Origin of the sequence: Hassallia byssoidea VB512170 (genome assembly GCF_000817785.2) — a bacterium.
Lineage (GTDB): Bacteria > Cyanobacteriota > Cyanobacteriia > Cyanobacteriales > Nostocaceae > Hassallia > Hassallia carrinoi.
In genome coordinates, this window is record NZ_JTCM02000017.1 from 14,140 (window position 1) to 39,065 (window position 24,926).

Annotated in this window: 23 protein-coding genes; 2 read left to right on the forward strand and 21 right to left on the reverse strand. The window is 40.2% G+C overall.

Going from position 1 to position 24,926, the window contains the following annotated elements; genetic code table 11:
* Positions 1–108 precede the first annotated feature (108 nt).
* Positions 109–3,120 (reverse strand): peptidase domain-containing ABC transporter, encoded by a 3,012-nt coding sequence (locus PI95_RS10680; RefSeq protein ID WP_052325293.1) that lies wholly within the window; start codon positions 3,118–3,120, stop codon positions 109–111.
* Positions 3,121–3,329: 209 nt separating this feature from the next.
* Positions 3,330–3,497 carry a hypothetical protein gene (locus tag PI95_RS10685; protein WP_163518780.1) on the reverse strand — a complete coding sequence of 56 codons (168 nt, stop codon included), beginning with the start codon at positions 3,495–3,497 and terminating at the stop codon, positions 3,330–3,332.
* 2,075 nt (positions 3,498–5,572) lie between these two features.
* Here PI95_RS10685 and PI95_RS36755 point away from each other — a divergent pair.
* Complete coding sequence (locus PI95_RS36755) at positions 5,573–5,701, forward strand: hypothetical protein (protein WP_268896736.1); 129 nt, start codon at positions 5,573–5,575, stop codon at positions 5,699–5,701.
* A gap of 438 nt (positions 5,702–6,139) precedes the next feature.
* Complete coding sequence (locus PI95_RS10690; protein ID WP_163518781.1) at positions 6,140–6,973, forward strand: hypothetical protein; 834 nt, start codon at positions 6,140–6,142, stop codon at positions 6,971–6,973.
* Here the strand turns inward: PI95_RS10690 and PI95_RS10695 are convergent.
* From PI95_RS10695 to PI95_RS10785, 19 genes are all read right to left on the reverse strand, one after another.
* A complete protein-coding gene (locus tag PI95_RS10695) occupies positions 6,887–7,957 on the reverse strand; it encodes an MvdD family ATP-grasp ribosomal peptide maturase (RefSeq protein WP_163518793.1) in 1,071 nt (356 codons plus the stop codon). The genes PI95_RS10690 and PI95_RS10695 overlap by 87 nt on opposite strands.
* 8 nt (positions 7,958–7,965) lie before the next feature.
* Positions 7,966–8,961 carry an MvdC family ATP-grasp ribosomal peptide maturase gene (locus tag PI95_RS10700; RefSeq protein ID WP_039748081.1) on the reverse strand — a complete coding sequence of 332 codons (996 nt, stop codon included), beginning with the start codon at positions 8,959–8,961 and terminating at the stop codon, positions 7,966–7,968.
* A 100-nt stretch (positions 8,962–9,061) separates the two neighbouring features.
* A complete protein-coding gene (locus tag PI95_RS10705; protein WP_039748080.1) occupies positions 9,062–9,394 on the reverse strand; it encodes a microviridin/marinostatin family tricyclic proteinase inhibitor in 333 nt (110 codons plus the stop codon).
* A 182-nt stretch (positions 9,395–9,576) separates the two neighbouring features.
* On the reverse strand, positions 9,577–9,915 hold the full coding sequence (locus PI95_RS10710) for a hypothetical protein (RefSeq protein WP_039748079.1): 339 nt from the start codon (positions 9,913–9,915) through the stop codon (positions 9,577–9,579).
* A 92-nt stretch (positions 9,916–10,007) separates the two neighbouring features.
* Positions 10,008–11,768: a GNAT family N-acetyltransferase gene (locus tag PI95_RS10715; RefSeq protein WP_039748078.1), complete on the reverse strand. Its 1,761-nt coding sequence runs from the start codon at positions 11,766–11,768 to the stop codon at positions 10,008–10,010.
* Between the two features lie 44 nt (positions 11,769–11,812).
* Positions 11,813–12,136, reverse strand: a complete 324-nt coding sequence (locus tag PI95_RS10720) for a hypothetical protein (RefSeq protein ID WP_039748942.1) — start codon at positions 12,134–12,136, stop codon at positions 11,813–11,815.
* A gap of 34 nt (positions 12,137–12,170) precedes the next feature.
* The gene (locus tag PI95_RS10725; RefSeq protein WP_163518782.1) at positions 12,171–12,383 is read right to left on the reverse strand and encodes a hypothetical protein; all 213 of its coding nucleotides are present in this window, start codon (positions 12,381–12,383) and stop codon (positions 12,171–12,173) included.
* 71 nt (positions 12,384–12,454) lie between these two features.
* Complete coding sequence (locus PI95_RS10730) at positions 12,455–12,784, reverse strand: hypothetical protein (RefSeq protein WP_039748077.1); 330 nt, start codon at positions 12,782–12,784, stop codon at positions 12,455–12,457.
* Between the two features lie 108 nt (positions 12,785–12,892).
* Complete coding sequence (locus PI95_RS10735) at positions 12,893–13,153, reverse strand: hypothetical protein (RefSeq protein ID WP_163518783.1); 261 nt, start codon at positions 13,151–13,153, stop codon at positions 12,893–12,895.
* A 464-nt stretch (positions 13,154–13,617) separates the two neighbouring features.
* A complete protein-coding gene (locus tag PI95_RS10740; RefSeq protein WP_039748076.1) occupies positions 13,618–14,400 on the reverse strand; it encodes a peptidylprolyl isomerase in 783 nt (260 codons plus the stop codon).
* A gap of 125 nt (positions 14,401–14,525) precedes the next feature.
* Complete coding sequence (locus tag PI95_RS10745; protein ID WP_039748075.1) at positions 14,526–14,723, reverse strand: hypothetical protein; 198 nt, start codon at positions 14,721–14,723, stop codon at positions 14,526–14,528.
* Positions 14,724–14,753: 30 nt separating this feature from the next.
* Positions 14,754–16,307: a beta-barrel domain-containing protein gene (locus PI95_RS10750; protein ID WP_039748073.1), complete on the reverse strand. Its 1,554-nt coding sequence runs from the start codon at positions 16,305–16,307 to the stop codon at positions 14,754–14,756.
* Positions 16,308–16,512: 205 nt separating this feature from the next.
* On the reverse strand, positions 16,513–19,590 hold the full coding sequence (locus PI95_RS10755) for an ABC transporter transmembrane domain-containing protein (RefSeq protein ID WP_163518784.1): 3,078 nt from the start codon (positions 19,588–19,590) through the stop codon (positions 16,513–16,515).
* A 206-nt stretch (positions 19,591–19,796) separates the two neighbouring features.
* Positions 19,797–20,090 (reverse strand): hypothetical protein, encoded by a 294-nt coding sequence (locus PI95_RS10760; RefSeq protein WP_052325246.1) that lies wholly within the window; start codon positions 20,088–20,090, stop codon positions 19,797–19,799.
* Positions 20,091–20,424: 334 nt separating this feature from the next.
* Positions 20,425–20,616, reverse strand: coding sequence for a hypothetical protein (locus tag PI95_RS10765; protein ID WP_039748071.1), 192 nt, complete (start codon positions 20,614–20,616; stop codon positions 20,425–20,427).
* A 1,276-nt stretch (positions 20,617–21,892) separates the two neighbouring features.
* Positions 21,893–22,720, reverse strand: a complete 828-nt coding sequence (locus PI95_RS10770) for a peptidylprolyl isomerase (RefSeq protein WP_163518785.1) — start codon at positions 22,718–22,720, stop codon at positions 21,893–21,895.
* A 105-nt stretch (positions 22,721–22,825) separates the two neighbouring features.
* The gene (locus PI95_RS10775) at positions 22,826–23,296 is read right to left on the reverse strand and encodes a HetP family heterocyst commitment protein (RefSeq protein WP_039748070.1); all 471 of its coding nucleotides are present in this window, start codon (positions 23,294–23,296) and stop codon (positions 22,826–22,828) included.
* A gap of 295 nt (positions 23,297–23,591) precedes the next feature.
* Positions 23,592–23,900, reverse strand: a complete 309-nt coding sequence (locus PI95_RS10780) for a hypothetical protein (RefSeq protein WP_039748069.1) — start codon at positions 23,898–23,900, stop codon at positions 23,592–23,594.
* 83 nt (positions 23,901–23,983) lie between these two features.
* Positions 23,984–24,256, reverse strand: a complete 273-nt coding sequence (locus PI95_RS10785; protein ID WP_039748068.1) for a hypothetical protein — start codon at positions 24,254–24,256, stop codon at positions 23,984–23,986.
* Positions 24,257–24,926 lie beyond the last annotated feature (670 nt).

Here is a 24,926-nt window from a genome sequence, read left to right on the forward strand (position 1 = left end):
CAAGGGAGACAATAAGAACTCCGCGCCTCTTGTACAGACGTTCCACACAGAACGTCTCTAGCGTGCCTTCTCTTGTACAGACGTTCCATACAGAACGTCTCTACTGACTTAACCTGCTTGCGCGAGTTGTTGTTGATTCAGATAGTAGTAATGACCTTTTTTAGCGATTAAGTCTTCGTGAGTACCGCTTTCCACTAAGACACCTCCATCTAACACCAGAATTAAGTCAGCATTCCGCACGGTGGAAAGCCGATGGGCTATGATTAAGCTTGTCCGCCCTTGGAGAATTGTTTTTAAATTGTTCTGAATAATGCGTTCTGATTCGGTGTCGAGATTACTGGTGGCTTCATCGAAAATTAATAAGCGCGGATTACCAAGCATTGCACGAGCGATCGCTAAACGTTGGCGTTGTCCACCGGAAAGCATTCCGCCACCTTCACCGATTTGGGTTTCATAACCCATTGGTAATTGTTGAATAAATTCATCTGCCCCTGCCAGATGCGCCGCTTCGGTAATTGCTTCTAAGGAAGCGTCTGGATGAGCTATACCGATATTTTCGCGGATTGTACCGCCAAACAGAAAGTTCTCTTGATCGACGACACCGATCTGGGTTCTGAGCGATCGCAAAGAGATACCCTTGATATCATGACCATCAATGAAAACTTTGCCATCTGTCGGCGGATATAAACCCAAAATTAATTTGGAAAGTGTTGTTTTCCCGCTTCCGCTACGCCCCACCACGGCAATCATTTGCTCTGGTTTAATTTCAAAGCTGATATTTTCTAAGATGTTGATATCGCTTTCTGGGTGATAGCGGAAAGTGACGTTATCAAAGCGGATGTTCGCGCGAAGTTTGCCTAAAGACTTACGGTCAGAGGTAAGCAAGTCTTCTTCTGGTTCCGCTTCTAAGACATCGTTCAGCCGTTCCACAGAAATGAAAATTTCTTGCAATTGATTCCAAACTCCTGCCAATCGCTTGAAGGGACTGATAACATTGCCCATCAACATATTGAAAGCAATTAATTGTCCGATGGTAAGTTGATGATTAATCACCAACGATGCCCCATACCACAGCAATCCTGTAGATGTCAAAGTATCAATGCTGCCGCTGATAACTTGCAAGCGAATGTTAATTACCTGTGCCTTGAAGCCTTTTTTCACCAAAGTATTTAGCAGTTCTTCCCAACGCCAGCGCACTGTCTGCTCAATTGCCATTGAGCGCACAGAACGAATACCTGTGAGTGATTGAATTAGATAGCTATTCTCTTGGGCACCAGCATTAAAAATCTCTCTCGACATCCGCCGCAAAATATTGGTACTTGCCAATGCCAAGATGAAAAATGGCGGCACAATCAACAGTACCAGCAACGCCATGCCTTGGTTGTACCAAAACATCGCTGCCAAATAGATAACTATTGTCAATAAATCCAGAAGGATGGATAGCGTTTCCCCTGTGAGGAAACTCTGTATTTTCTGGTTTTCTTGGATACGGGAAACAATATCGCCGACGTAACGAGACTCAAAGTACGACAAAGGCAAGCGGAAGGTCTGTTTCATAAAACCCACCAGCAGCGCTACACTCACACGGTTGGCAGTGTGCGACAGCAGATATTGCCGCACGGCGTTCATAACGATGCTGAAGAAGCCAAAAATTAGCAAGCCTAAACTGATAGCGGTTAAAGTGATGGTGCTGCCCTGGACAATCACTCTATCTAGCAGTAGCTGAGTAAATATTGGCGTGATTAATCCAAATACTTGGAGTAATAAAGAGGCGATAAATACCTCTAGCAGAATCTTCCAGTGAGGTTTGATTAAATTAGAGAATTGCCATAAAGAACTAGTAGCTTCTTCGGCGTTTTCTAATTCGCTGGTGGGTTGCAACAGCAATGCATATCCAGTCCAGCCGGCGTTGAATTGGGCTACTGTAAGGCTGCGTTGACCGATCGCCGGATCGCAGACAATCACCCGCTTTTTGCTAATTTCATGAACGACTATGTAATGCTTGCCTTCCCAGTGAGCGATCGCTGGTAGTGGTTGTTCTGCTAATTTGTCGAGACTCGCTTTCACCGGACGGCTGGTAAAACCGAGAGTTTCGGCTGCTGTTACCAAGGCACGCATAGATGCACCGCTACGATTGGCATTGGTGAGTGAGCGCACTTTATTGACGCTAAAACGCTTACCCCAGTGGCGACCAATCATTACCAAACAAGCTGCGCCACAGTCGGAGGCGCTGTGTTGAGCAAAGAAGGTATAATTTTTGCTCAAGCGTCCCCATAAATGCCCTGCTACGACTTTAGGTGAAGGAAAGTAAGGGCGTGGTTTTTTCGAGTTTGGTTTTGCAGTGCGATCGCCTGAAGCAGTTTGAGCATCGCGCTGCGGAAAGGGGATAATGTTTTTGGGGGAAGTAATTCGTTCTGGTTTGGATTTCCTCGTAGATGTCTGAGTCACCGGCTGTTCTGAGCCGATAATTGGTGCTAATTGCGGACAATGTTGTAGTGCGGTAGATACATCTGAATTCTTCAGAATGTAAAGGATACTGCTTTGGGTAGCCATCCATTGCGTTTGTCTTTCGGCTTCTGGAACCAAGAAATTTCCTGGTGTGATGCAATTATCTTTGTGCTTGAGTTGACCTTTGTATAACAACCACAGCTTGCTATCTTCAAATAATGAGGCATCAACAGAGCCAATTTCTACTTGATGTCGTTCAAATAGAGATAAAGCTTTGAGCATTCCCTGGTGTTTATTTTGACAACTCAGCAGGAAATCGCAAATTTCTGCGCGGGCATTCAGGCGATCGCCGATACTTGGATGTTGGCGAATTAATTCTTGCAGCGCTTCTAAGGGGATATAGCCAAGCTTTAAATTAACAGAAGCCCTAGCTGCGTAATTTGTCAACTCTTGTTTGGGAAACAGAGTCACCTCACCGAATGATTCTCCGCTGGTGAGAGTAGTAATTAAGTTATCAGCACTATCTAATAGTCTGCATTTACCCGCCAGGATAATATAAATTCCCGGTTTTGCCGATGCTGCTTGCCAAAATTGCTTTGCCGGTGGTGGTTCGACAATTTCCACCGCTGCCAAACACCTGTCAAGTTCGCTATCGCAAAGCGTCTCACCCATAACTTGGGTGAGTTGTTGACTTAACTGTTGCCGTGAAAACACAGTTTCCCCCTGCAAATATCACATAATAGTCAAGAGTTTTTGGCACTTGACGTCATATTAATCGAAACTAAGGTTCATGAGTTTGATTGGTAGTTGCAGATCTTAATTCCACATGCTTAGAGGAGTGAATTTCTTCACGCGCCAAATAATTTTTGTTAAGTGGACGCTCAAAAGCGCGATCTCGCGTCGTGAGGTATGGCTCGTTCTGCGATCTTGATGACTAGATATGGACGTGCGATCGCGCTTTTAAACGTGCCGCTCTTATCCAAATCGAACATCCGACACCAATCCAATGGGAGCGCTCTTTCTGGTAAATAACCTAATCTTTTAGACATTCGGGTTGTAAATTCACTTCTTTAAGCCAGCAACATAGTTTTTCTCCCAGTACTATATTCTGGCTGAGAATTCGCGCCGAAATTCTTCATTCATAGCTTGACATCCACCCATGCGTTAACAACTTGCTTTTTTGCAAGTCGTATCTCTCAAGAGCCTTGTCTTTCAAAAAATCTTGTGACATAATTTTATCCAGTTGTCATCAATACAAAGTGGGCAAGTTTGTCCTGATGAGCTGTTTCTTTAAGCCTGCAAGCAAAAGTTCTCCAGCTCAAAAGCGTTAATTAGTCTTAATAGACTAATTAAGTCGTTAAGTGATGTGCAACTAACACCGGGTTTCCCCCCTTTGCTTTGCGAGTCTAGGGGGGTTACTACCTGGTTGTATCATTTGATGCGTTAATATCCACGGGTAAGAACGTTTCTCCAGAAATATAGGGGCATTAAAGACTTGTAGTCACATGATGTCGTGTTTTTATTTTGTTCGTCAACCAAAATCCTAGCTGAAAACTTCGCTATCCGAAGGTGAGGAATCTAGATGCCTTTTTGCCGATGCAAAATCACTAGAAATGCATAGATAGGCATCAGTCGTAACTCTACTCTACACCGTTCTCTGATTCCTTCCTCAATCCAACCGATGAAATTTAGGCAAATTAAGCATAGCTAGCGAGTTGTTAGCTGTGCAGTAGTAAGTAACCTTGACAAAACATGCACACACAAAAGCTGTTGAGTCTATGATAAACAACGATACCTGACACAGCACCTCAAAGACTGAATTAGTTACTAGTTAAACCCAGAATTTGTCAAGCTTTTAGAACTTACATCAATGCGTAAGTTTTATTGTATTAATTCCATACCTCCATTCGTGACACGTTAATATAGCGCTGCTTAAGTCAATAAGCAATTATGCTGGATATTGACTGAAATTCAGGTATCAAATTAACCTAGTAACCCAACTTTAGCGGTATTCTGGAGAGATAGATGTAAAGATTATGTTAAATCTTCCCTGAAATTATAAGTTTTCTACAAAGTCTTCTCAAGAATTTTCAGTATTATTACTAATTGACAAATGGGATGAAACCCTAACTTTTCACGATTGCATACCTCACTTTCTCAACGTCGTTAAGCTTAGAGAGCTTTTTTGTGTTTCTGTATCCTTTATGGGTGTATAAAAATCAAATTATGCACTTTTAGGATAAAAACGAGAAAAAGCTGAGAAATTTATGACAACCATAACTTAATGTTCAGCAAATACTCGCATGGTGTAACGCTATAGTGAAGTTGATTCGCATAACCACTTTATCAAGTGCATCAGTTAAGCGCGATCGCGAAAATCAACAGGCACAAGTAATTTGTAGCTATTATAACATACTTCCTCAGCAAATATTCTTAATTAGTTTGATTGTCATCTGTCAAAAAGTCTTATCTTCATTATCTTGTTGAATTCTGCACCATACCTGGGTGGCTACTCCTCCGAATATTTAAATTTGTTAAGGATGGTTAAGAAAAAAAGTTTAAAACTGTTCTAGCCATTGAAGATAAAAGCGACTAAGACAAGCGTCTTAGTACAATACTCACTTTTTGCTAGCCTACCATTAGCTCTTTTATAATCAGCAGATTCTTATAAATCTGAAATAATCTAAAAGTCAATGAACAGCTAGAAAGCTACATATTTTTATACTATGGATCGCACACTTACTCTTTGTTAATAGATTTAAGTATATTTAGTCAAGGTATTCTGATAAAAAAAGCAAATCTTCATCGCAATTTTATAATTTATTTACTAATTTTTAATATCGTATTGTATTTGACAAAACTATATAAAAACTTCAAGTTAATTTAATTTTTATTAACTATTTTATTTTATAAACATTTTATCAGCTAAAATCTAGCGCTGAAAATCTTTTGATGTCATTTATTTTTTACAGCCAATATTTAATCGCCAAAAATACTATATAGTATTTGTGCATCTATCTAAAGTAGTAAAAATAGAAATTTATTCCACAATAACATGTATACAATTTAAGCATCTATCAGAAGTATGAAAATAATATAGTCTGACTTATGAGATTTCGCGGGCATGGGGAATGGTGAGTCCAGCGAGAAAGGGAGGGTTTCTAAGAGTGCCGGCTCTGGCTTTCCCGTTGGGGGAATGGGGCATGGGGAATCGGGCATGGAAAGAATCGTATTAGAACCCGCACCCGCGTAAAGCCGCTTCTTTAATTCGAGCGTGCCCATTAAACAATTGCCCCTAATCGAGCGTGCCCCTAATCGAGCGCCGATTTTCTGTAACCTTTGCGATAACGAAGTTAAAGCTGCGCTTATCGCCTTTTTTCCACGTAGGTGAATTAGAGCTTTCTAACTTTATCAGAATTTTGTATAAATTTGACATAAATTACACAAAATTCATAGAAGACATTTTTTTTGCGCCTTAGTATGTTTACGTATGCCTTAATTTACTGCTCAAAGAGCGATCGCAATTCTACTGATGCGTTTATCGCCTTATTTTGGGTGCGAAGATGGTTGAAAATCATTTGTGATTGAATCAAACATGGCACGCCAAAACGTCAAGATGAACTTCAGAACTTCTCAAGCTCAGTAATGTCCGCTGTCAATTTTTGTGTGTGCCTAGTTACTTTACAATTGTATGAAGCAATATCAGGAATTTACCAAGCGCTTGTTGCTACTAGTTACTCCGGTAATAGCTAGCTGTGTATTAGCATCCTCACCCAGTAAAGCTGCTACTTTTGCTTTTTCTCAAGGTAAAGCAAACTTTACAAACTTTAGTCAAAGCCCAAGGGACGTGGGAACTAACACTGACACTAACACCCTTACTATTGCCAAGGATGGCATGGTGACGGCTTTGGCTGACGCAAATGCAACTTTTGTAGGTGCTCCACCATCAGCATCAAATTCATCTTTAAGCATAGCCTTGGGTAAAGGTAGAGATTATTTAGGACTAGCTGAAAGTGAAGCTACAGTTATCGGTTTCTTTGATGTAGGTGCAAATACAAATTTTTCTTTCAACTTCAATGCTGATTTAAACCTGCAAACAAAAATAGACAATCCACCAGCGGAAAATGCCAGAGCAGCTGGAGATATATCTTTCGCTTTATTGGACACTAATAATAACAGTATTTTAGACTTTTTTAGCGTTGTCGGTAATTTAACTACCGAAGGCGATGACGATTTTATTGCCGTTCAAAAAAGCGACAATGTTACCTTAAAAAATCAAGACATAAATTTCAATTTTGGCGGTAAACAAGAATTTGCCACAGTTTATTTTGATGGTTCTCTACAGCGTTATTTTGGTAATCAAACAAATTTTGCTTTAATCGAAGTTAAGCAGAATCGGGCTACAGTAAAAGCACCAGAACCTTCAACTAGTCTAGCTTTAATCTTGTGTGGTGGCGTAATTGGCGTTGTCTTGAGCAGACGCAAACCAACTGCCGTACTCTCGTTTGTCACAAACAAAGGATGATGAATATGTATGTCCGTTAGTTAGCAGCACCTCAGCAATTGCTTGAGAAATCGGAAAACCCGGACAATGTTCCAGCCAGAAAAACTCACCTACGGGGTTAATCTCAAGGAATATATGCCGACCGTCTGGTGTTAAAATGATATCAATTGCTCCATAATTTAAGTTAAAGTAAGCCATTAGCTCAAGCAGCTTGTTCTCTATATCCTGGGGTAAATCGTAAGGTTGCCAAGCATTGAGTAAGGCAATTCCTTGTCGTCGCCAGTCGTAACGAGATAGCTGCAAACTTTGGGAATCAACAGCAGCGGTGAACACACGTTTACCCACAATTGTTGTCCGCAACTCCAGCGCTTTGGGTACTTTTTCTTGAAATGTCATCGGACACAAATTTAATCCATCCAGATTGTCTAAATCTGCATCTGTAACCGGATTGGTGAATACTACATGTTCTTGTCCTTCGCGATCGTAAATAGCAAAGGAAGAGAGCATTTTTGCAATCATACCCTGCTCGCACTCCTGGGAAAATTCCTTGACTGCCTGGGGGTTATTTGTAATCAACGTGCGCGGTATATCTAAACCTAGCTGTCGTGCTACTTGTAGTTGTAGTTGTTTATTATCAGCTAAACGGATATTTGGCAATCTGTCTAAATGGAATCCCTGAATACTGGCGATCGCACCCTGAACGGTGACACGAGATTCTTGAACAGAGGCAAGTCTTAGTTGCGAGTCCATTGTATTAGGAATTCTTTGGGCGATCGCAATTCGTCGATACCAAACTGCTGATACTTCACTTAAATCTAACTTCTTATCTTCATCGACTAGAATCTGTTGCTCTTTTTGTTTGCCGTAATAAACATTTAGCTGCACTTGCGTAGGAAATCTATCTGTATCAAAACGAAATGCCTTTCCTCCTTGGGCTGCGATCGCTTGCATTACTAGAGGAATGCTTTCATTATCTTGGCTATGGGTAATTATTAAAACTGTCATTATTAAATTTAGAATGAAAGTAAAGCCGAAGCGATCGCTGACGAAATCGGGTAGCCCAAATCTCGCTCTAACATTCCCCATTCCCCTACCGGGTTAACCTCTAAAAAAACGTATTCTTCTGCTGGTGTGACGATAAAATCAAATGCTCCGAAAAGCAGCCCAAACCTTGCCATAAACTCTTTGAGACAAAGTTTGACTTTCAAAGGTAGTTCATAAGGTTGCCATACACAAGCTTCGGTTTTCGCACAACGCCAGTCAAGGGTGGATGCATTATATACAGATGCGTCCAACGCTCCCACAAAGAAATTACCATTGACAAACACTACCCGCAATTCCCATTGTTTGGGTATTTTCTCTTGAAAAACCATCGGGGAATAGCGCAGTGTTTGAGCATCAAGCAAATCTTCCTCTTTAACAGCGCTGGTGTAAAGGAAAAAAGGGGAGCCTTTCATACTTGTGGAAAGAGGAACTAACAGTTTAGCTACCATTTTCCCCTTCACCTGGGAGAAAAACTCCCGCGCAGATTCAGCATTGTTAGTGACAACAGTCCGAGGGATAATAAGACCAACCTCAGACGCTACCCGCAGTTGGTGTAGCTTGTTTTCCGCAGCGTTGATTTGCTGCAAATTATCTACCCAACGCGCTTCACGCAAACTATCCCAAAAACCATCTAAAGTTGCTAATGACTCTCTAGCGCAGGCTGCTTGGAACTGAGGAGCCAATTCTTGACTCAGATAAGGCGGAAAAAGACGACGCATCCAAACTGCTTGCACTTGATCGGTACTAATAGAATGTAGATTTGGGGAGGCTTCGTGATATTTCAGTCTGTAACTACTTCCAGAGTTGCTCAGTTGCGCCTCTAGTTGCACTACCAAGGGAAATTTATCAGTGTCGAGGCGAAACGGTTGTGCGCCGCGTTTTGATACAGCTTCTGCCACTCTATCTACTGTGAAGAAATCACCACTATGGGTAATTAATAAAACAACGTCACGCGATAAGTGCATAAAAACATTTGATTATTTTTGGCGTTTTCCCTCACTACCTAGCTGCTGTGCTTGTGTGCCGTGCGATTAATTGGTAGTAAGCATTTTAATGCTTCAGTATTTAATCTATAGGAAAAGCGTGGTCGTCTCCATCCGATGGATACTTTTGTGTCACAGCATATTCATCAGCATCTGATGGGGACTTTTTGGTAACAACTCCTCCACCCCAATCATGTTTATCCCGCAATTTGTTAGTGATTATTCCTCCACCTATTCCTCCATCATGACCGCCTTCTTCGTTGTCAGAAGGGTATTTTAGCGTCACAAATGTAGTACCTCCTTGAACTGTGTCCATTTCTTCTTCAGACAAATCTTCACAGAATTGCCCTTCTAAGTAACGAGCGAAGAATGGTACTTTTGAGGAATTTAAATCTAGCGGTTTGTTGTCAGACATATGGATTCCTCCTTCTGGTGAATGTAAAAACTGTATGTGGTTAATAACTAATTAAATAACAGTGGTTACAGGAAAAATTGCATTTTCAGATAATTTTCCAGACAGCATAATTTAGGCGGTAATATGTTATAATGAAGTATGAATAGTGCTGACGTGAAAGCTAAAAGCCTGACTGCAAGCTGTCATTTGTTTGGTCGATCAATCGCTATTATCTTAACAATCTCCAAATCCAAGTTTTCTCCTTGTAGAGAACGAGTTTTTACCTTCACTTTATCAAAGCCTTGAAGATCGTAGTAGACATCAGCTATAGGATCGTCGCCGATCGCCAGAGCTGTTCCTGTACCCTTTACCTTAGAACCACCGTTACCCAAAGCCTTGAGTGCAAGGTCTGTATCAGTAACAGCGAGAGAATTAGACCCTCCAGCTGATGCATTAGCTTCTATATACGCACTAGCAGCACCTAAAATCAACTTTTGTTCTGGAGCATTATCTAAATAGGATAAATCATTGATTAGCATCATGAGTCTTCTTTTTTAACTAAATAACCTGATGGGGTTAGGTTTGTATATTCCACTGAAAAAGTCAAATAATTTTGCTAAAATTTCCTGGTAAACTAGGCACGAATGAGGGTTTTTTGATTGCGGCTGCTTGCAGTATCATTTTCACTTTGTTCTTGCAGCACCAGCTCCAAATTATAGTGAGCTGATGCCAAGTCAGGCTGCATAGAAATGGACTGCTGATAGTAGGCGATCGCCGTTTTGAAATCCCCTGCCTGTTTACACTTCGAGCCTAAATCGTTGTTCATGGCTGCGTAATGAGCTTGTTTATCTGGGGAGAGCTTTCCTTGAGCATAAAGTGCATTGGCTAAGTTAACCTCAGCTTCAACGCAATCAGGCTGTAGCGAGAGTGCTTTTTGATAGCAAGCGATCGCATCTTCAACATGACCTTGTTGATGCAGCGCATAGCCAAGGTTATTGTATACGGCGATCGCCTGTGGCTGTAGAGCTAAGACTTGATTATAGGCTTCTATCGCTTTTGATAATTGACCTTGAGCTTGATATAAATTCCCCAAGCTAAATAAAGCCTTGATAGAATTGGGCTGAACCTGAAGCAAGTTTTTGAGAAGATTTTCGCTTCTTTCGTACTCACCTTTTTGCCTCATCAACATCCCCAGTCCATAAAGTGCTTCCGGGTGATTTGACTGAGTTTCTAAAATCTGACGGTATCCCCGCTCGGCTTCGGTGAGTCGGTTTGCTCGATGATTCTCAAGAGTAAGTTGCAGTGCGAAAGGAATAATCCTGACATCGAGTTGTCTATTCTGGCAATCTTTGTATTTGGCTACGATATGCTGAATCCGACGCTCTTTAGCCCCAAAAGAATACTTATATTCCTCATTTCCCCTTAAAAAGTCGTAAACTTTAAATCCATTTTGAATAGCATATCGGATAGCGTCAGCATGAAGGATAAGTCCAGGTGACGGATTTTTAAAAGTTTCATCGCGACCTGTAATGGAAAATAGCATGGATTTTTGACGAACATCAACAAAGTTAGCGATCGCTCCTAAAGGTGTGTCCCCTTTCCATAGAACCGATAAATACAGACAGTTATTTTCAAAACAATGACGTAAAATAGCGCGAACGTAATCCATAATTACGTCACAGTTATCCCCTTTTTTATCTCTCCATTTTGACTCCCAGAACTTGAGTAGTATCTCAATATGAGACTCCAGATTGTTTGTGTCAACGTGGGTAATATGAAACTCGTCAGAGGTTTCGATTTTCTTTAAAAAGCGTCTTATTTTTTGGCGAGTATTTGAACCTACGTCATTTTGCAGATATTGATCCCAGTCGTCTGCTAATGAAACATAAGGGGCAATATAATGATCGGTATCTTCTCCCTGATTTTGAATGCGGTGTTGACTGAAATCAAATTTATCTCTAGAGAAATACCTCAAGAAGAGGGACATCCGTGTATCTGTTTCTAGAATATTTTGTACATCGAAAGTAGACCATGTTAACTGCTGCTGGATGTAAGCGGCAAAAGCAGGAATTACCTCTTCTTCATAACCTGGCAGGCAAATAAGTCCGGTGTAATCTGCCATGCTATTTCCTGCCATGTAGAGTTTAGTATCAAAGCCTCCTCCATCCTGCTGTTCTAATACAATTTTCAGAGGGAAAAAGGCAACATATGATAAATCGTGGGTATCTGGTTTGGCAGCTAATATCAACCACGGCTCATGCACCATCTGCAACCATCCAGACAGCCAAACCCAAGATAAGAAGAACTGAGCCTGAGGATCGGCAGCGTATACAGAATCCCAATTTTCTCTTCTTTCCTTAAATGTTTCAAAATTATCAATTATGTCAATCTGCATATCATTTTTGCCTATTTCAATAATCTTCCTATCGGGTGAGACTATTAACGGTTGGTTAAATCAAGTGAAATTGAAGTACTACTACTCCGAGATGAAGCAGTTTGGTTTCCAGTTTTTGCATATGCTGTGGCTGTTGCATCGGCTCGACTATAGTCAAGGCTACCCAAGTTTTTAACATTTGTCTTGCTTTGAGTATTAGTATAAGTAGTCTCACCGATGGCAACTGCACCTGCACCAGCTGTGGCATATCCAGGACTGGTTGTTGTTGTGGTAACTGTACCAGCGTAAACATTGCCACCATACACAATGCTGCTTTCGTTAATCGATTGTAAATAACTTAAGTCAGAGATGATCAAGAAATTCCTCACACTTACCTCACGAGAAATTTTCAGCCAACTAAATTCACAGAAAAGAACTACTAGAGCAACTAGATGTTGATGTGCTGCTACTATTTGCGTAACTGCTGGAACTATTACCAGATGAAACGTGTACAGAAACGCTTTGACTAATCTCACCCTCATCATCACCAGATGTTTGGACTACGCTTTTAGCCTCGGCAATCACTTTACCATCAGGTGAGACTATGCGTTTAACCACAACTTTATGTTGAGTCATAATCTTAACACCATCTATTGTTAATTCTCAAAAAATAGCAATCACTAAGATGTGATTGCATAAAATACTAACTAAGTAGAACGGCTGGCGAAGGAGACGGCATAATTAACATTATTTATTTGCCCAGATGCTCCACCCAATAGTTCTTTACCATCTTGACTAGTGGCTCGATATCCGTAATGTTGCCCGTTTTGATCGCTGAATTCTTCAAGCAAATATTCCCCTGTTTTTTTTGAAGATTGTTTGTAAAATCCAGGGATATGAATCATTAACCAGTCCAATATATCAAGTTTCGGTGCTATATTTGCTGTATCAGCTGTATCTTCTGATAATCCGCCTCGAACTTGACTAATATTGGCTGTTTCACAAAAGCTGAGATCGTAAATTTTGAGTCTGCTCATATGACTCCTTAAACCCCCTGAAAAAGACAGCCAGAAGCTATCTATATATAGTTTCTGGCTGTTTTAAAGTAGAGCTATTTCGTTGCTCTAGTGTTCAACGGTTAATAATCAGTCTGTAACAGCAACAGAGGTGCTGCTAGAAGAATATCCAGTGGTAAAAGCGAAGGTTTGGGTAAGAGTATTATTACCGTAAGCTTCAGCTTCAGCAGTAGCTATATTACCCTTTACGTCAGCTTTTGCGTCAATATCTTTTTTGATTTTGACGTATTCAGTAGCGTAGACGTAAGATTTTTCCTTACCGAAATTGATACCACCAACAACAGCAGAACCTTCAGTAGCTTCCAAGTAGTTCAAATCTGAGATAATCATTGGGTTTCTCCTGGTAATTAATAACTATTTTCTGGAAATTCGTGCAAACAACTTGTTATTTATTGTTTGCTTTTTCTGCAAGCAAATTGTTTCTCGTTGCTCATATTTATAAGATACCTTATTCATTTAAAAAGTCAACCCCTTTTTTAGGTTTTTTTGAACAAATTGAATTTTTATTTTATTATTAATAACCACAATAACACATGATAAAAGTAGACAATAATTAACTTTTTTACTGCCTAGCAACAATGTTTTTATGACTGTTTTTATAAGTTATAAAAAATTATTTTTTCGGAAAAAAGATTCCGAAAGATAAATAATTTTTCTTGTTTACTATGAATTTACCTGTCTTAAAAAGAAGTATTTTTTGACATATATTTCCCTTTTCCACCCGAAAATGGGCGGATTATCCGTGATGAAAATGTTTCAATTTATCAGGTATTTGGTGTTGGTTAATAACAAGCTTAAGCCGGCTTAAGCACTTCTGACTCTGGTTGCGAATTGCCATCCGAGTCTAACTTAGTGACAATTTCCAAAACCTGAATTTGTTGCTTTAACCACTCAGAAAACAATTCGGAAATGATTTTTTCGCGTAACTGCTCATCTAATTGGGGTTGAATGATTTCTTCCACCCAAATGAAATGCACTCCTTTTGAAGTGGTAATCGGTTTGAGAATTTTTGGAGCAGAAGCAAGAAATACAGCGGCTGCAATTTCTGGACGGAAATCTTTGCGGTATCGGAGTCCTTGATATCCATAAGCACGGCGAAGTTCCGGTTCTTGGATATATTGGCGAGCGATTTCTGGAAAAGTGATTTCACCTTCTTCGAGGGCATAAAAAAGCTCTAAAGCCAAGTCTCTATCCTCAAAGAGGACCTCATAGGTGACAGCAGCCACATAATCTAGTTGGTGTTCATAAAAGAACTTTTCGACGTGAGATGAAAACAGATGATTCGCCAACTTCCTGGAAAGGACGTTGTTATAGATTAATTCTTCAAACTCATTGACAGACAGATGGTGTTTTTCTAACCATGTCCATGTATCTTTAGCTTTGACAAGCTTCTTGGCTAGGCGTAAGTTATCTCCTTCTTGCTGTAGTTCTGCTTCCGTCAGCTTAATGCCAGCTTCTTCAGTTGCTTGGACAATAATTTTTTGAGATGCGATCGCTTTTACTACATCAGGAATTTGGCAGGAAAGTTTGATGCTATGAATAATGTCTAAATCAGTAATCGTCAGAATATTGGACATGATGCAATTCCTCCATAAGTCATTCCTTATCTACAAACTAGATAAGATGGAGTTTTGATTCTTAATTCCTTATTAAAACCCGACTTGGAAATGAGGTCTAGGTCACTTAGGTAGTAACAATGGTTCTATGCAGATACAGACATAGTTGATAATTCCCGATCAATTTTTTCCGCTAGTTTGTAAGCCATTAACGGGGGATTTCGATAGTTGCTGGCAGTTTTTCTAAATCCCCATCGTCTGGTTTCAGCTTCTGAAACTCCAAACTCTGCGGCTAGGTGGTGATAAGACCAGCCATATTTTCTCATTAGGTCAATTGGATGCATATAATAAGCTTGCTCCTATAAAAGTGTTGACTACATCTCTAAACCGCCTTTTTGCAGTTTCTTAAACGGATCTAAAACAAAGTCAATCACGCGTCGCTGGCGAATAATTACTTCGGCGTTTGCTGTCTGACCGGCGCTTAATTGAATGCGTTTCTCACCATTTTGGACATACTGCTTGTCTAAAACGATTTCTAACTCAAAGTTTTCTATTGTTCCTTGGGGTGTAACGCTTGCTTTGGAGTCGGGAGAAATCCAAGTAACTTTACCTTGGCTGATGCCATATTCTTGGAAGGGATAAGCATCAAACTTGACTTTGACTGGCATTCCCACCTTCAAGAAGCCGCTATCTTGGATAGGCATATTCGCTTTGAGTACGAAGCCACTATTTTTGGGTGCAATTTGGGCAATCCGCTGACCTGGTTGTACCACCGCTCCGGCTTTGGTGGTTGGCAACTCAAAAATCACTCCATCAATAGGCGATCGCACTACTCTTTGCTGCATCTGAAGCTTTAAGGATGTGATTTGACTTCCTGCTTGAGCGATTTGAGATTGCAGTGCCCCAATTTGTGTATCTAAGTCTTTGAGTTGTTGCTGATTTCTCAGAAGCGCCAATTGACCGTTTTGCAACAAGCTTTGATAGCTGTTTTGCTCCTCTTGCAGTCGCAGTGTTGCTTGCTTGATATCAGACTTTAACTGACTGATTGTTGCCTGGTAGCGATTCTGTTCTTCTTGCAGTCGGAGTGTTGCTTGTTTAATGTCAGATTGCGCTCTTTCGTAGAGTCGTTTGCTTTCTTGTTCTTCTTTTTTGAGTTGGTCAACTTGGTTTGCAGAAACGGCACCATCCTTGACTAGTTGGCTAAAGCGTTGGACTTGTCTTGAATCTATATCCAAACGAGCTTGAGCCGACTTCCGGTCATTTTCAGTGGTGCTAATCTGCTGCTGTGCCTGATTGACTAATGCCTGTTTTTCTAACTTTTGCAGGTTATAAGTACTCTGTTTGGCATCCAGGTTTTGTTCTGCCTGGTTGACTTGGGACATCTTTTCTAGAGCTTGGGATTGGTTTTGTTGCTCCTGAACCCCAAGGGTCAACTGTAGTTGTTTTTTGAGTACATCCAGTTGCATCCGTTGATTTTGCAGTCCAGATAGCTTTTCCTGAGCCTGTTGCATTTCCGTTTGCAAGATATCAGACTCAAGTTCTAACAGAACCTGCCCTGCTGTTACGGTGTCACCTTCTTTTACCCTGACAGCTTTGACACTGCCACCTGCTTGAGAGTCTAATTTTTGCGTTGCACCTTTGGGTTCTATACGTCCTTTGGCGCTTCCAGTCTCATCTACTTTCGAGATGCTTGCCCAAGGTAAGGCAATGACGGCAAAGCCTACCAGCACATACAGCACACCGCGTGTCCAGAGCCGAGGTAAGGCATCCAGGAGTTCTTCGGTGCCGTAATATAAATCTTGGGCATCACCTTCTCTTTCTCTACCAGGTGGAACCTCAGTAGATTTATTAGTCTCTGCGTAATTTCTATACTCATCCTTTTCATCCTTGGTAAGTGTGGATGAGGAATTAAGAGATGTAAATGGCATAGTGATATCTCTGTTGAACGTTAGGTGGGAAGAGGGGGAGAGGGGGGACAAGGGGGAGGGGGGGGAGCAGGGGGAGCTTTCTTGAGCAGGGGGAGCAGGGGGAGAGTATTAAATTTTGAATTCTCCTTGTCTCTCTTGTCCCCCTTGTCCTCCTTGTCCTCCTTGTCCTCCTTGTCCTTAATCCCCAGTCCCCAATCCCCTGTCCCTAAACTGCTTGAGCTAGTTGTTGTTGATTTAGGTAGTAATAATGACCTTTTTTGGCGATTAATTCGTCGTGAGTGCCGCTTTCCACTAATAAGCCGCGATCCAAAACCAGAATTAAGTCAGCATTGCGGACAGTAGAGAGTCGATGGGCAATGATTACACTAGTCCGCCCTTTAAGAATTGTTTTTAAGTTGTTTTGAATAATCCGTTCTGATTCAGAATCTAGGTGACTTGTGGCTTCATCAAAAAGTAACAAACGGGGATTTCCCATCAAGGCACGGGCGATCGCCAGACGTTGGCGTTGTCCACCAGAGAGCATTCCCCCACCTTCACCGATTTGGGATTCGTAACCCATTGGCAGTTGCTGAATAAATTCATCAGCTCCTGCATATTTTGCTGCTTGAATAATTTCTTCTATAGACGCTTCCGGGTGGGCGATGGAGATGTTTTCGCGAATGGTACCACCAAACAGAAAGGTATCTTGATCGACAACACCGACTTGAGTACGGAGCGATCGCAAGGATACACAACTGATATCATGACTGTCAATCAATACTTTGCCATCTGTCGGAGGGTATAAACCTAAAATCAATTTGCTCAGGGTTGTTTTTCCAGACCCAGATCGTCCAACTAGTGCCACCATTTGATTGGGCTGGATTTCAAAGCTGAGATTTTCCAGCACGTTCGTCTCACTTTCTGGGTGATAGCGGAAGGTGACATTATCAAAGCGAATGTTACCGTCAAGTCTACCTAAAGTCTTCCGGGGTTTATTGTGTAAGTCTTCTTCCGGTTTCGCTTCTAAAACATCATTAATCCGTTCGGTGGAAATCACGATTTCCTGCAATTCGTTCCACAGCAGCGACAGCCGTTGAAAAGGACTCAAAACGTTACCCACCAACATATTAAAGGCAACTAATTGCCCAACGGTGAGATCCCCTTGAATTACCTGCCATGCTCCAAACCACATCAATCCTGTATTCACAAAGGTTTGAATTGCACCACTGAGAATTTGCAGTCGATTGCCGATTATCTGAGCATTAAAGCCTTTTTTTACCAACTTATTCAGTAATTCTTCCCAACGCCAGCGTACTGTCTGTTCAATTGACAACGAGCGGACTGTACGAATTCCTGTCAGGGATTCTATCAGATAGCTGTTTTCTTCGGCACCAGCGTTAAAAATCTCTCTGGAAATGCGGCGCAAAATATTGGTGCTAGCTAGTGCCAGGATAAAAAATGGCGGCACAGTACACAGCACAAATAATGCCATCCGCCAGCTATAAGCGAACATCATCGCCAGATAGACGACTAATGTCAGCATATCCAGCATGATTGACAGTGTTTGACCGGTCAGGAAACGCTGAATTTTCTGGTTTTCTTGGATGCGAGAGACAATATCCCCCACATAACGCGACTCAAAATAGGAGAGGGGCAAGCGGAAGGTATGTTTGATAAAACCCACCAGTAACGAGAGACTAACGCGGTTTGCTGTGTGATCCAGCAGATATTGCCGCACTCCGTTCATGGCAATACTAAACAACCCAAAAACGATCATCCCCGTACCAACGGCGTTTAAGGTGGCAACGCTGCGTTGTACAAGCACTCTGTCTAGCAACAACTGGGTAAATACCGGCGTTACCAGTCCAAATAGCTGCATCAGCACGCTTGCCAAGAAGACTTCTATCAATACCTTATAGTGAGGTTTGATTAATTCAAAAAACTTCCAGAAGCCTGCACTCTCAGCTTTGGCATCTTTTAGTAGTGATGTGGGTTGCAGTAATAATGCATATCCAGTCCAACCTGTTTGAAATTCCTTTTTGGTCAAGCTGCGTTGACCAAGGGCAGGGTCGCAGATAATTACCCGCTTTTTGGTTATTTCATAGACGACAATAAAATGCTTGCCTTCCCAGTGAGCGATCGCTGGCAGAGGTTGTTCTGCTAATTTATCGAGGGTAGCTTTCACCGGACGGGTGGCAAAACCAAGGTTTTCTGCTGCCGCTGCTAAAGCACGTAGAGATGCCCCACTGCGGTTGACGTTGGTCATATCCCGCAAGCGATTGACACTAAAGTGCTTACCCCAATAGTTACCAATCATCACCAGACAAGCAGAACCGCAATCTGATGCGCTTTGTTGAGCGTAAAAGGGATAACTCTTGGTGAATCTTCCCCACCAATGCCCCGCTCGCACTTTTGGGCTAGGAAAGAAAGGACGTGATTTTTTTTGTTTTTCTTTTTCTTTTGGCTCTTGTTCTCGTTTGGGAAAGGGAATGACTTTAGCTCTGGAGTCATAAAGCTCAACACTTGACCTGTTCTTTCGTGGCTTTCGCTCAACGGTTGCGGCTGGTCTAAGCTTTTGGTCAGCGACAAATGACTGTAATTCTGGGCAGTTTAAGAGTGCTGTTTGCCAATCAGAATTCTTGAGAATGTAAGCGATCGCGCTGTTCTGAACCTGCCAACTACCTGTTTTTTGCTGTGCATAAATGTTGCCCGGTGTCAAGGTGTAACCCTGAGAATGCTGTAGTTGCCCTCTATGTAACAGCCACAATTGCGAATCTTGAAATTCTGTACTCACTTCGCCAATCTTCAGATTGTGCCGTTCAAACAGAGATAAGGCTTTGAGCATTCCCTCCACTTGAGATGTATGGCGCGGAAATTGTGAGTTTTGGCGACACAATAGCAGTAAATCCCAAATTTCGGCGCGGGCATTCAGGCGATCGCTTATACTTGGATATGTGCGAAATATGAATTGCAGCGCTTCAAAGGGGATATAGCCAAGCTTTAAATTAACAGAAGCTCTAGCTGCGTAATTTGTCAACTCTTTTTCGGGAAACAGAGTTATCTCACCGAATGATTCCCCAACACAAAGAGTAGTAATTAAGTTATCAGCACTATCTAAAAGTCTGCATTTACCCGCCAAGATAATATAAATCCCTGGTTTTGCTGATGCTGCTTGCCAAAATTGCTTTGAGTCAGGTGGTTCGACAATTTCAATTAATGCCAAACACCTGTCAAGTTCGCTGTCGCAAAGCGTTTCACCCAAAATTTGGGTGAGTTGTTGACTTAACTGTTGCCGTGAAAACACTGTTTCCCCCTGCAAATATCACATAATAGTCAAGGATTTTTGACACTTGACTAATGAAAACGCCAGATTGAAAGATAAATGGAAACTAAGTTGATCTTATTGGCAATTGCAAATCTTAATTCCCCCATCCTTAGAGGAGTGAATTAGTTCTTAACAGGATAATTTTTGTTAAGTGGACTTGAACGCTCGTTCTGTGATATTGATGATTAGGTATGGACGCGCGATCGCGCGATATCGCGTCGTGCAGGTATCCAAATCGAACATCTAACAGTAATCCAACCGAACGCTATTTCTGGTAAATAACCTAATATTTTAGACATTCGGGTTGTAAATTCACTTTTCTTAGCCAGCAACATAGTTTTTCTGCGACGACTATATTCTGGCTGAGAATTCGCTTTGAAATTCTTTATCCGATCTTGACATCCAAAAGACTTTAACAACTTGCTTTTTTGCAAGTCGTATCTCTCAACAGCCTTGTCTTTAAAGAAATGTTGTGACATAATTTTATCCAGTTGTCATCAACTGTACTTTGTGGGCAAGTTCGTCCGCAGCAGCTGTTTCTCTAAGCCGGCAAGCTAAAGTTCTACAGCTGCAAAGTTAATTAGTCCTAAAAGGACAATTAAGTCGTTAAGTGATGTGCAACTAACACCGGGTTTCCCCCCTGTGCTTTGCGAGTCTAGGGGGGTTATTCCCGGTTTGTATCATTTAATGCGTCAATCTCCTGTCTTTAATTAGTTTCTCTGGAGATATACCGGCATCAAAGACTTGCAGTCACATGATGTTGTGTTTTGATAAAGTTCCTTAAGCCAAACCATAGCTGAAAACTTTGCTACATCAGGTGAGGAATTTGATGCCTTTTTGCCGATGCCAAATCACTATAGCTGCATACATAGGCATGAGTGGCAACTCTACTCTATCCTGTTGTCGAATTTTTTCCTCAATCCAGCCGATGAAAGTTTGGTGAAGTAAAACTGCAAAGCGAATTGTTAGCCAGCAGTAGTAAGCAAAGAGTAAGAAAACATACATAATCCATAGTTGGTGAGCCCCTAATAAACAACAGTAAATGACAAACGCACCTCAAACGGTGAATTAGTCACTAGTGCAACAAGCGAATTTCTCAAGCTTTGATAACTTACGCATTGACATCAGTGGGAATTGTGTTCATTCAGCCACACCTCATTTTTTGAAGGTCAGTTAAGTCTCAAGAGCTTTTGTTCTCTTTCTGTATCGTAATGGGTGTATCAAAAGAAAATTATGCACTTTTGCGATAAAAATGATAAAAAAGCTCAGTAATTGTTTACAACATTAACTTAATATTCAGCAAACACAATAATCGTGTAAGGCGATTTGGGCGTAGATTCACACAATTCTTTATCAAAGCCATCAATTCCACGCGAAAGCGAAAATATGATGGTATATACATTTGTTACAATTTGAACATTCCTCCTCAGCAAATAATTAGAAAAAAGCTTATTGGAGTCTGCTAAAGGGTTTTCTTTTATTTTAATTATCTTCTTGAACTCTGCACAACAATAAGTGCGTACCTACTCCTCCAAATATTTGATGTTGTTAAGGATGATTAACAATCATACGTTTTCAGCTGCTCTAGCCATTGAAGATAAAAGCGACTTAGACGCTTGTATTAGTACAACAGTCACTTTTTGTTAGCCTACCATGACCTCTGTTAGTAATCAGCAGATTCTTATAAATCTGAAATAATTTAAAAGTCAATTTCAGCTAGAAAGCGAGAGATTCTTATACTCTGCACTTACACACATCTTCTTCTTAATAGATAATGGTATATTTAGTCAAGCTATTCTGACAAAAAACCCAAATCTTTATCGCAATTTTATAATGTTTTCACTGAAATTTAAAATTGTATTTTATATCACTATACAAATTAAATTTTATTTAAATTTTATATATAAATTAAAGTTTATTTAAATTTTATTAATTATTTGGTTTCTCAGCATTTTCTAGGTTCATTAGTATAACTGAAAATCTGTTCAAGTCAAACTTTATTTCTTACAGCCAATCTTGTCAAAACCCTTATATTATAATTATTATTTGTGCATCTATCTAAAGTATGAAAAATCTAAATTCATATAAAAGCACATGCATACAATTTAAACATCTATCATAAGTAAGAAAATATTATAGTCTTACTCATCAGATTTTAAATACCTCGCCGACGCCGGGGAACCAGGATTAGCTACGCTATCGGCTAAACAAACGAACAAACGAAGTTCTGAACGCCAAAAGCCTCTCGCGTCGGCTTTTCTCCACGTAGGTGGACTGGAGCTTATCTTATTTGTAATTGTGATAAATTAAGCATATAGTCTAACTCCGCAGTTAGCCACTGCTGAAACATATTATTCAGAATTCCTTGATATCTTTCAGGTGATAATTCGGCAGTAATCAACTCTTCAACCATTAAAAGATGATAACCTTGTTCGGTTTTTAGCGGTCCAATTAACTGCTTAGGTATTGTTGTAAATATAATAGCAGCTATATCTGCCTCTATAGAACAACGGTAGACTTTTCCTTCGTAACCACACTTTTGTCGGCGGTTCTCATCAATATCATAAAGGTGAGCCGCATCATAAAAACTGATTTCACCTTCTTCAATTTGATAGTAAAGTTCTTGAGCCAGTTTTTCATCATCAACAATGATTTGATAAAGGATAACTTGCTCAAAACTAAGGCGATTTTGGATAAAAAAACTTTCTACTTCTTTAGCAAACAGCGTCTGAGCCAATTTTTGTGACAGTAGATGATTGCGGATTCCGACTTCCCAATCATCCAAACTAATCAATTCACCTGTTAACCATGACAAAGTATCTGTAGCTTTTTCCAAACGCTTTTCACGACGTTGACGATTTGCTTCTGCCTCAATTTCTTCTGTCGTGACAATAATCCCTCTTTCTTGTGCAGCCTGACATATCACATGAAGAAACAAAATCTTTTGACAGACTTGTTTTAAATTCATTTCGCTTTTGAGGAAGTTGACAATCTCCTTTGGTTCAACAAGAGGCAAGGGGGAACTGCTTTCTTCCCCCTTGCTAGGGAACAAAGTCGAGTAAAAGTCTGAATCTGCCGCTTTAATAACTCTTTTTGAAAGGTCATTCATTAGTTTTTGATAATTATCATAGCTTTGGCGAAAGGTAATAGAGCATAGAAGTTATTAACCATGCTCTATTCTCAATTACCAAAGCTATAAGTTGATGACACACTGTTAATTCAAATTACAGAATTTTTCGGAAAATTCTGGAGCTATTTCTGGTCTTAATTCAGATTTAATGGATTGATGCTCATCAATCTGTGTTCCCAACTGTTGATCTAGACCGCGACCACGAATTTCTGTTTTATGTTTGCCAACCACTTCTAAATAAGCTAGGTCTTTAATTTTGCTTAAGCAACTGGGTGAAAGATTACTTTCAGACCTTTTTTCGGAAGATGATTTGACGATTTGTAAATTTTCGTTGTGCTGTTGATTTGACCTTATCTGCTGGGTGTTTTCTTTGAGCAATCGATTATAGGTGCGGTAGGGAATGTAATGTAAAGGATTGTATCCGGCGAAACGTAGCATCAAAACACAAGCCCAGGAATACTTTCCGGCAAGAATGGCTTCAACTACCTGGTCTAATTGCTCAGGATTAATTGCCTTATTTAATTTGTGACTAATGTTAGTAATGTCTTGATTCATGGTTTTAGGTGTCTTGGATGAAGTAAATCAGCTTAACTTTGGCTTTGATTTTTGGTGGCAAAATGGAAAGAGCGCTTTTATCAACAGTGCTTTGCGTGCAGCTAGTTGATTAGCTCCTGAGGGGATAAATTGGTAGATGATTGCGTGCAGTGGTCTTTTTTGTTATAAAACGATCGCTCTAACTCTTACCCTCAACATCAAGTTTGATTTGCACCTTGATTTTTTTGTTGACAAAATCTGCTGATTGCTGAAGCATTCCTCAGCAATAAAACTAGGCTTGCATCGTCGAGCATTATTAAGAGCGATGCTCGTACGGAGCCGCCAAGGGCGATCGCACAAATGTTTGTACCACTTGCCAAATTGACCTCTCACAGATGCGCTCTTCTACAGTTTTCTGGTCTTTTAACAAACGCTCAAGAGCCTTTATAGTGTTTTGCAAATGGCTAGTGGTAATTGCGGTTGTTTTATCTAAAGCTAATACCACCTGCTGGGAAAGCACTTGCTGACTATCTGTTGTGCTTGGTTGACTTGAGGTTTCGACTGCATTTACTAAAATCATTTTTTCCATAAGCTGACCATTGATGGGAAACTCGACTGTTTGCAATCAAGTTTGTTTACTACTCCTGCTGTCAATGCTGTCTGATTTTGTTTGGTCTAAAGGCAAAGAACTCAGCCCAAGAGTCAGACTTACAGTTTGAAAGCTGTTGCTTGGTTGTAAGTCAAAGGTAAATTTTTACCTTTCGTCATGACAGATGACTGGCACAGAAAAGTCTGCGTGTGGCTTTTGGTAGATACAGCTTTGTCAAAAATGGAAATTGTGCCAACTCCTAATTTAATTACTTTTCCCTGATATTTGTATGTATTTAAATTTACATTTTTTTTAGGAGGGCTTAAGAAAAAACCGCTGGTTCTTAGACTGGCGAAGATAAAATCTTTATCTTCAATCGTTAAGAGTGACATTTGTATTTATACTATTTTTTGCTGTTAATGTCATCTGCCATTTTGGCATTTTTATAAGTCAAATTTACAGTTCATCTTCTGAGATTTACTTAAGTGTTGTGCAACTTTCTATTTTGTCCTTTATTAATTATTTGATAGGGGGTTACACCCCTCAATTAATACTTAATTGAGACTTTTTCTTGGTTGCCTTTCTTGTCAACTGTACTATTAAATAAAATTCTTAATAAGATGGAAATAAAACTGTAGTTATGACATTTGTCAAACCAATATTATTGATTATTATAAATAATTAATTTGATAAAATTTAATATTATTGTTGCAGCAAGTTTTGTCTTAACTCGTTGATAGCAAAGACTTTGGCGGTTATGACATGATTGCAAAATCAGCATAAATAGCTTGTAAGTTTTGCATAAAAGTCAGTAACTAAATATAGATAACAAGTTGTTAAATGTGAATAGATATGATATAATATCCTAACCTGTAAAAGATTTTTTCTAAATAAGATAAAATACCCATAAGTAAATTTTTGGCAAAAAAAAGACGCAGCAATTTAAGCGAGTAAATCGTTACGTTGTTTAGTAAGTTATATAAAGTTAAGTAGTGAATTTAACAAAATTATTCTCAATCAAAATGTTTTGAGGTTAAGAGATAAATAATTGATACCAGTGAT

Coding starts and splice junctions, on each gene's coding strand:
- PI95_RS10765 (WP_039748071.1), bottom strand. CDS start 20,616: ATGTATGTTTTCTTACTCTTTGCTTACTACTGCTGGCTAACAATTCGC.
- PI95_RS36755 (WP_268896736.1), top strand. CDS start 5,573: ATGGGGAATGGTGAGTCCAGCGAGAAAGGGAGGGTTTCTAAGAGTGCC.
- PI95_RS10700 (WP_039748081.1), bottom strand. CDS start 8,961: ATGCACTTATCGCGTGACGTTGTTTTATTAATTACCCATAGTGGTGAT.
- PI95_RS10680 (WP_052325293.1), bottom strand. CDS start 3,120: ATGGGTGAGACGCTTTGCGATAGCGAACTTGACAGGTGTTTGGCAGCG.
- PI95_RS10760 (WP_052325246.1), bottom strand. CDS start 20,090: ATGTCACAACATTTCTTTAAAGACAAGGCTGTTGAGAGATACGACTTG.
- PI95_RS10745 (WP_039748075.1), bottom strand. CDS start 14,723: ATGCATCCAATTGACCTAATGAGAAAATATGGCTGGTCTTATCACCAC.
- PI95_RS10685 (WP_163518780.1), bottom strand. CDS start 3,497: ATGTCTAAAAGATTAGGTTATTTACCAGAAAGAGCGCTCCCATTGGAT.
- PI95_RS10715 (WP_039748078.1), bottom strand. CDS start 11,768: ATGCAGATTGACATAATTGATAATTTTGAAACATTTAAGGAAAGAAGA.
- PI95_RS10775 (WP_039748070.1), bottom strand. CDS start 23,296: ATGAATCAAGACATTACTAACATTAGTCACAAATTAAATAAGGCAATT.
- PI95_RS10770 (WP_163518785.1), bottom strand. CDS start 22,720: ATGAATGACCTTTCAAAAAGAGTTATTAAAGCGGCAGATTCAGACTTT.
- PI95_RS10725 (WP_163518782.1), bottom strand. CDS start 12,383: ATGACTCAACATAAAGTTGTGGTTAAACGCATAGTCTCACCTGATGGT.
- PI95_RS10710 (WP_039748079.1), bottom strand. CDS start 9,915: ATGATGCTAATCAATGATTTATCCTATTTAGATAATGCTCCAGAACAA.
- PI95_RS10750 (WP_039748073.1), bottom strand. CDS start 16,307: ATGCCATTTACATCTCTTAATTCCTCATCCACACTTACCAAGGATGAA.
- PI95_RS10740 (WP_039748076.1), bottom strand. CDS start 14,400: ATGTCCAATATTCTGACGATTACTGATTTAGACATTATTCATAGCATC.
- PI95_RS10695 (WP_163518793.1), bottom strand. CDS start 7,957: ATGACAGTTTTAATAATTACCCATAGCCAAGATAATGAAAGCATTCCT.
- PI95_RS10735 (WP_163518783.1), bottom strand. CDS start 13,153: ATGATTATCTCAGATTTGAACTACTTGGAAGCTACTGAAGGTTCTGCT.
- PI95_RS10785 (WP_039748068.1), bottom strand. CDS start 24,256: ATGTCACTCTTAACGATTGAAGATAAAGATTTTATCTTCGCCAGTCTA.
- PI95_RS10705 (WP_039748080.1), bottom strand. CDS start 9,394: ATGTCTGACAACAAACCGCTAGATTTAAATTCCTCAAAAGTACCATTC.
- PI95_RS10730 (WP_039748077.1), bottom strand. CDS start 12,784: ATGAGCAGACTCAAAATTTACGATCTCAGCTTTTGTGAAACAGCCAAT.
- PI95_RS10690 (WP_163518781.1), top strand. CDS start 6,140: ATGAAGCAATATCAGGAATTTACCAAGCGCTTGTTGCTACTAGTTACT.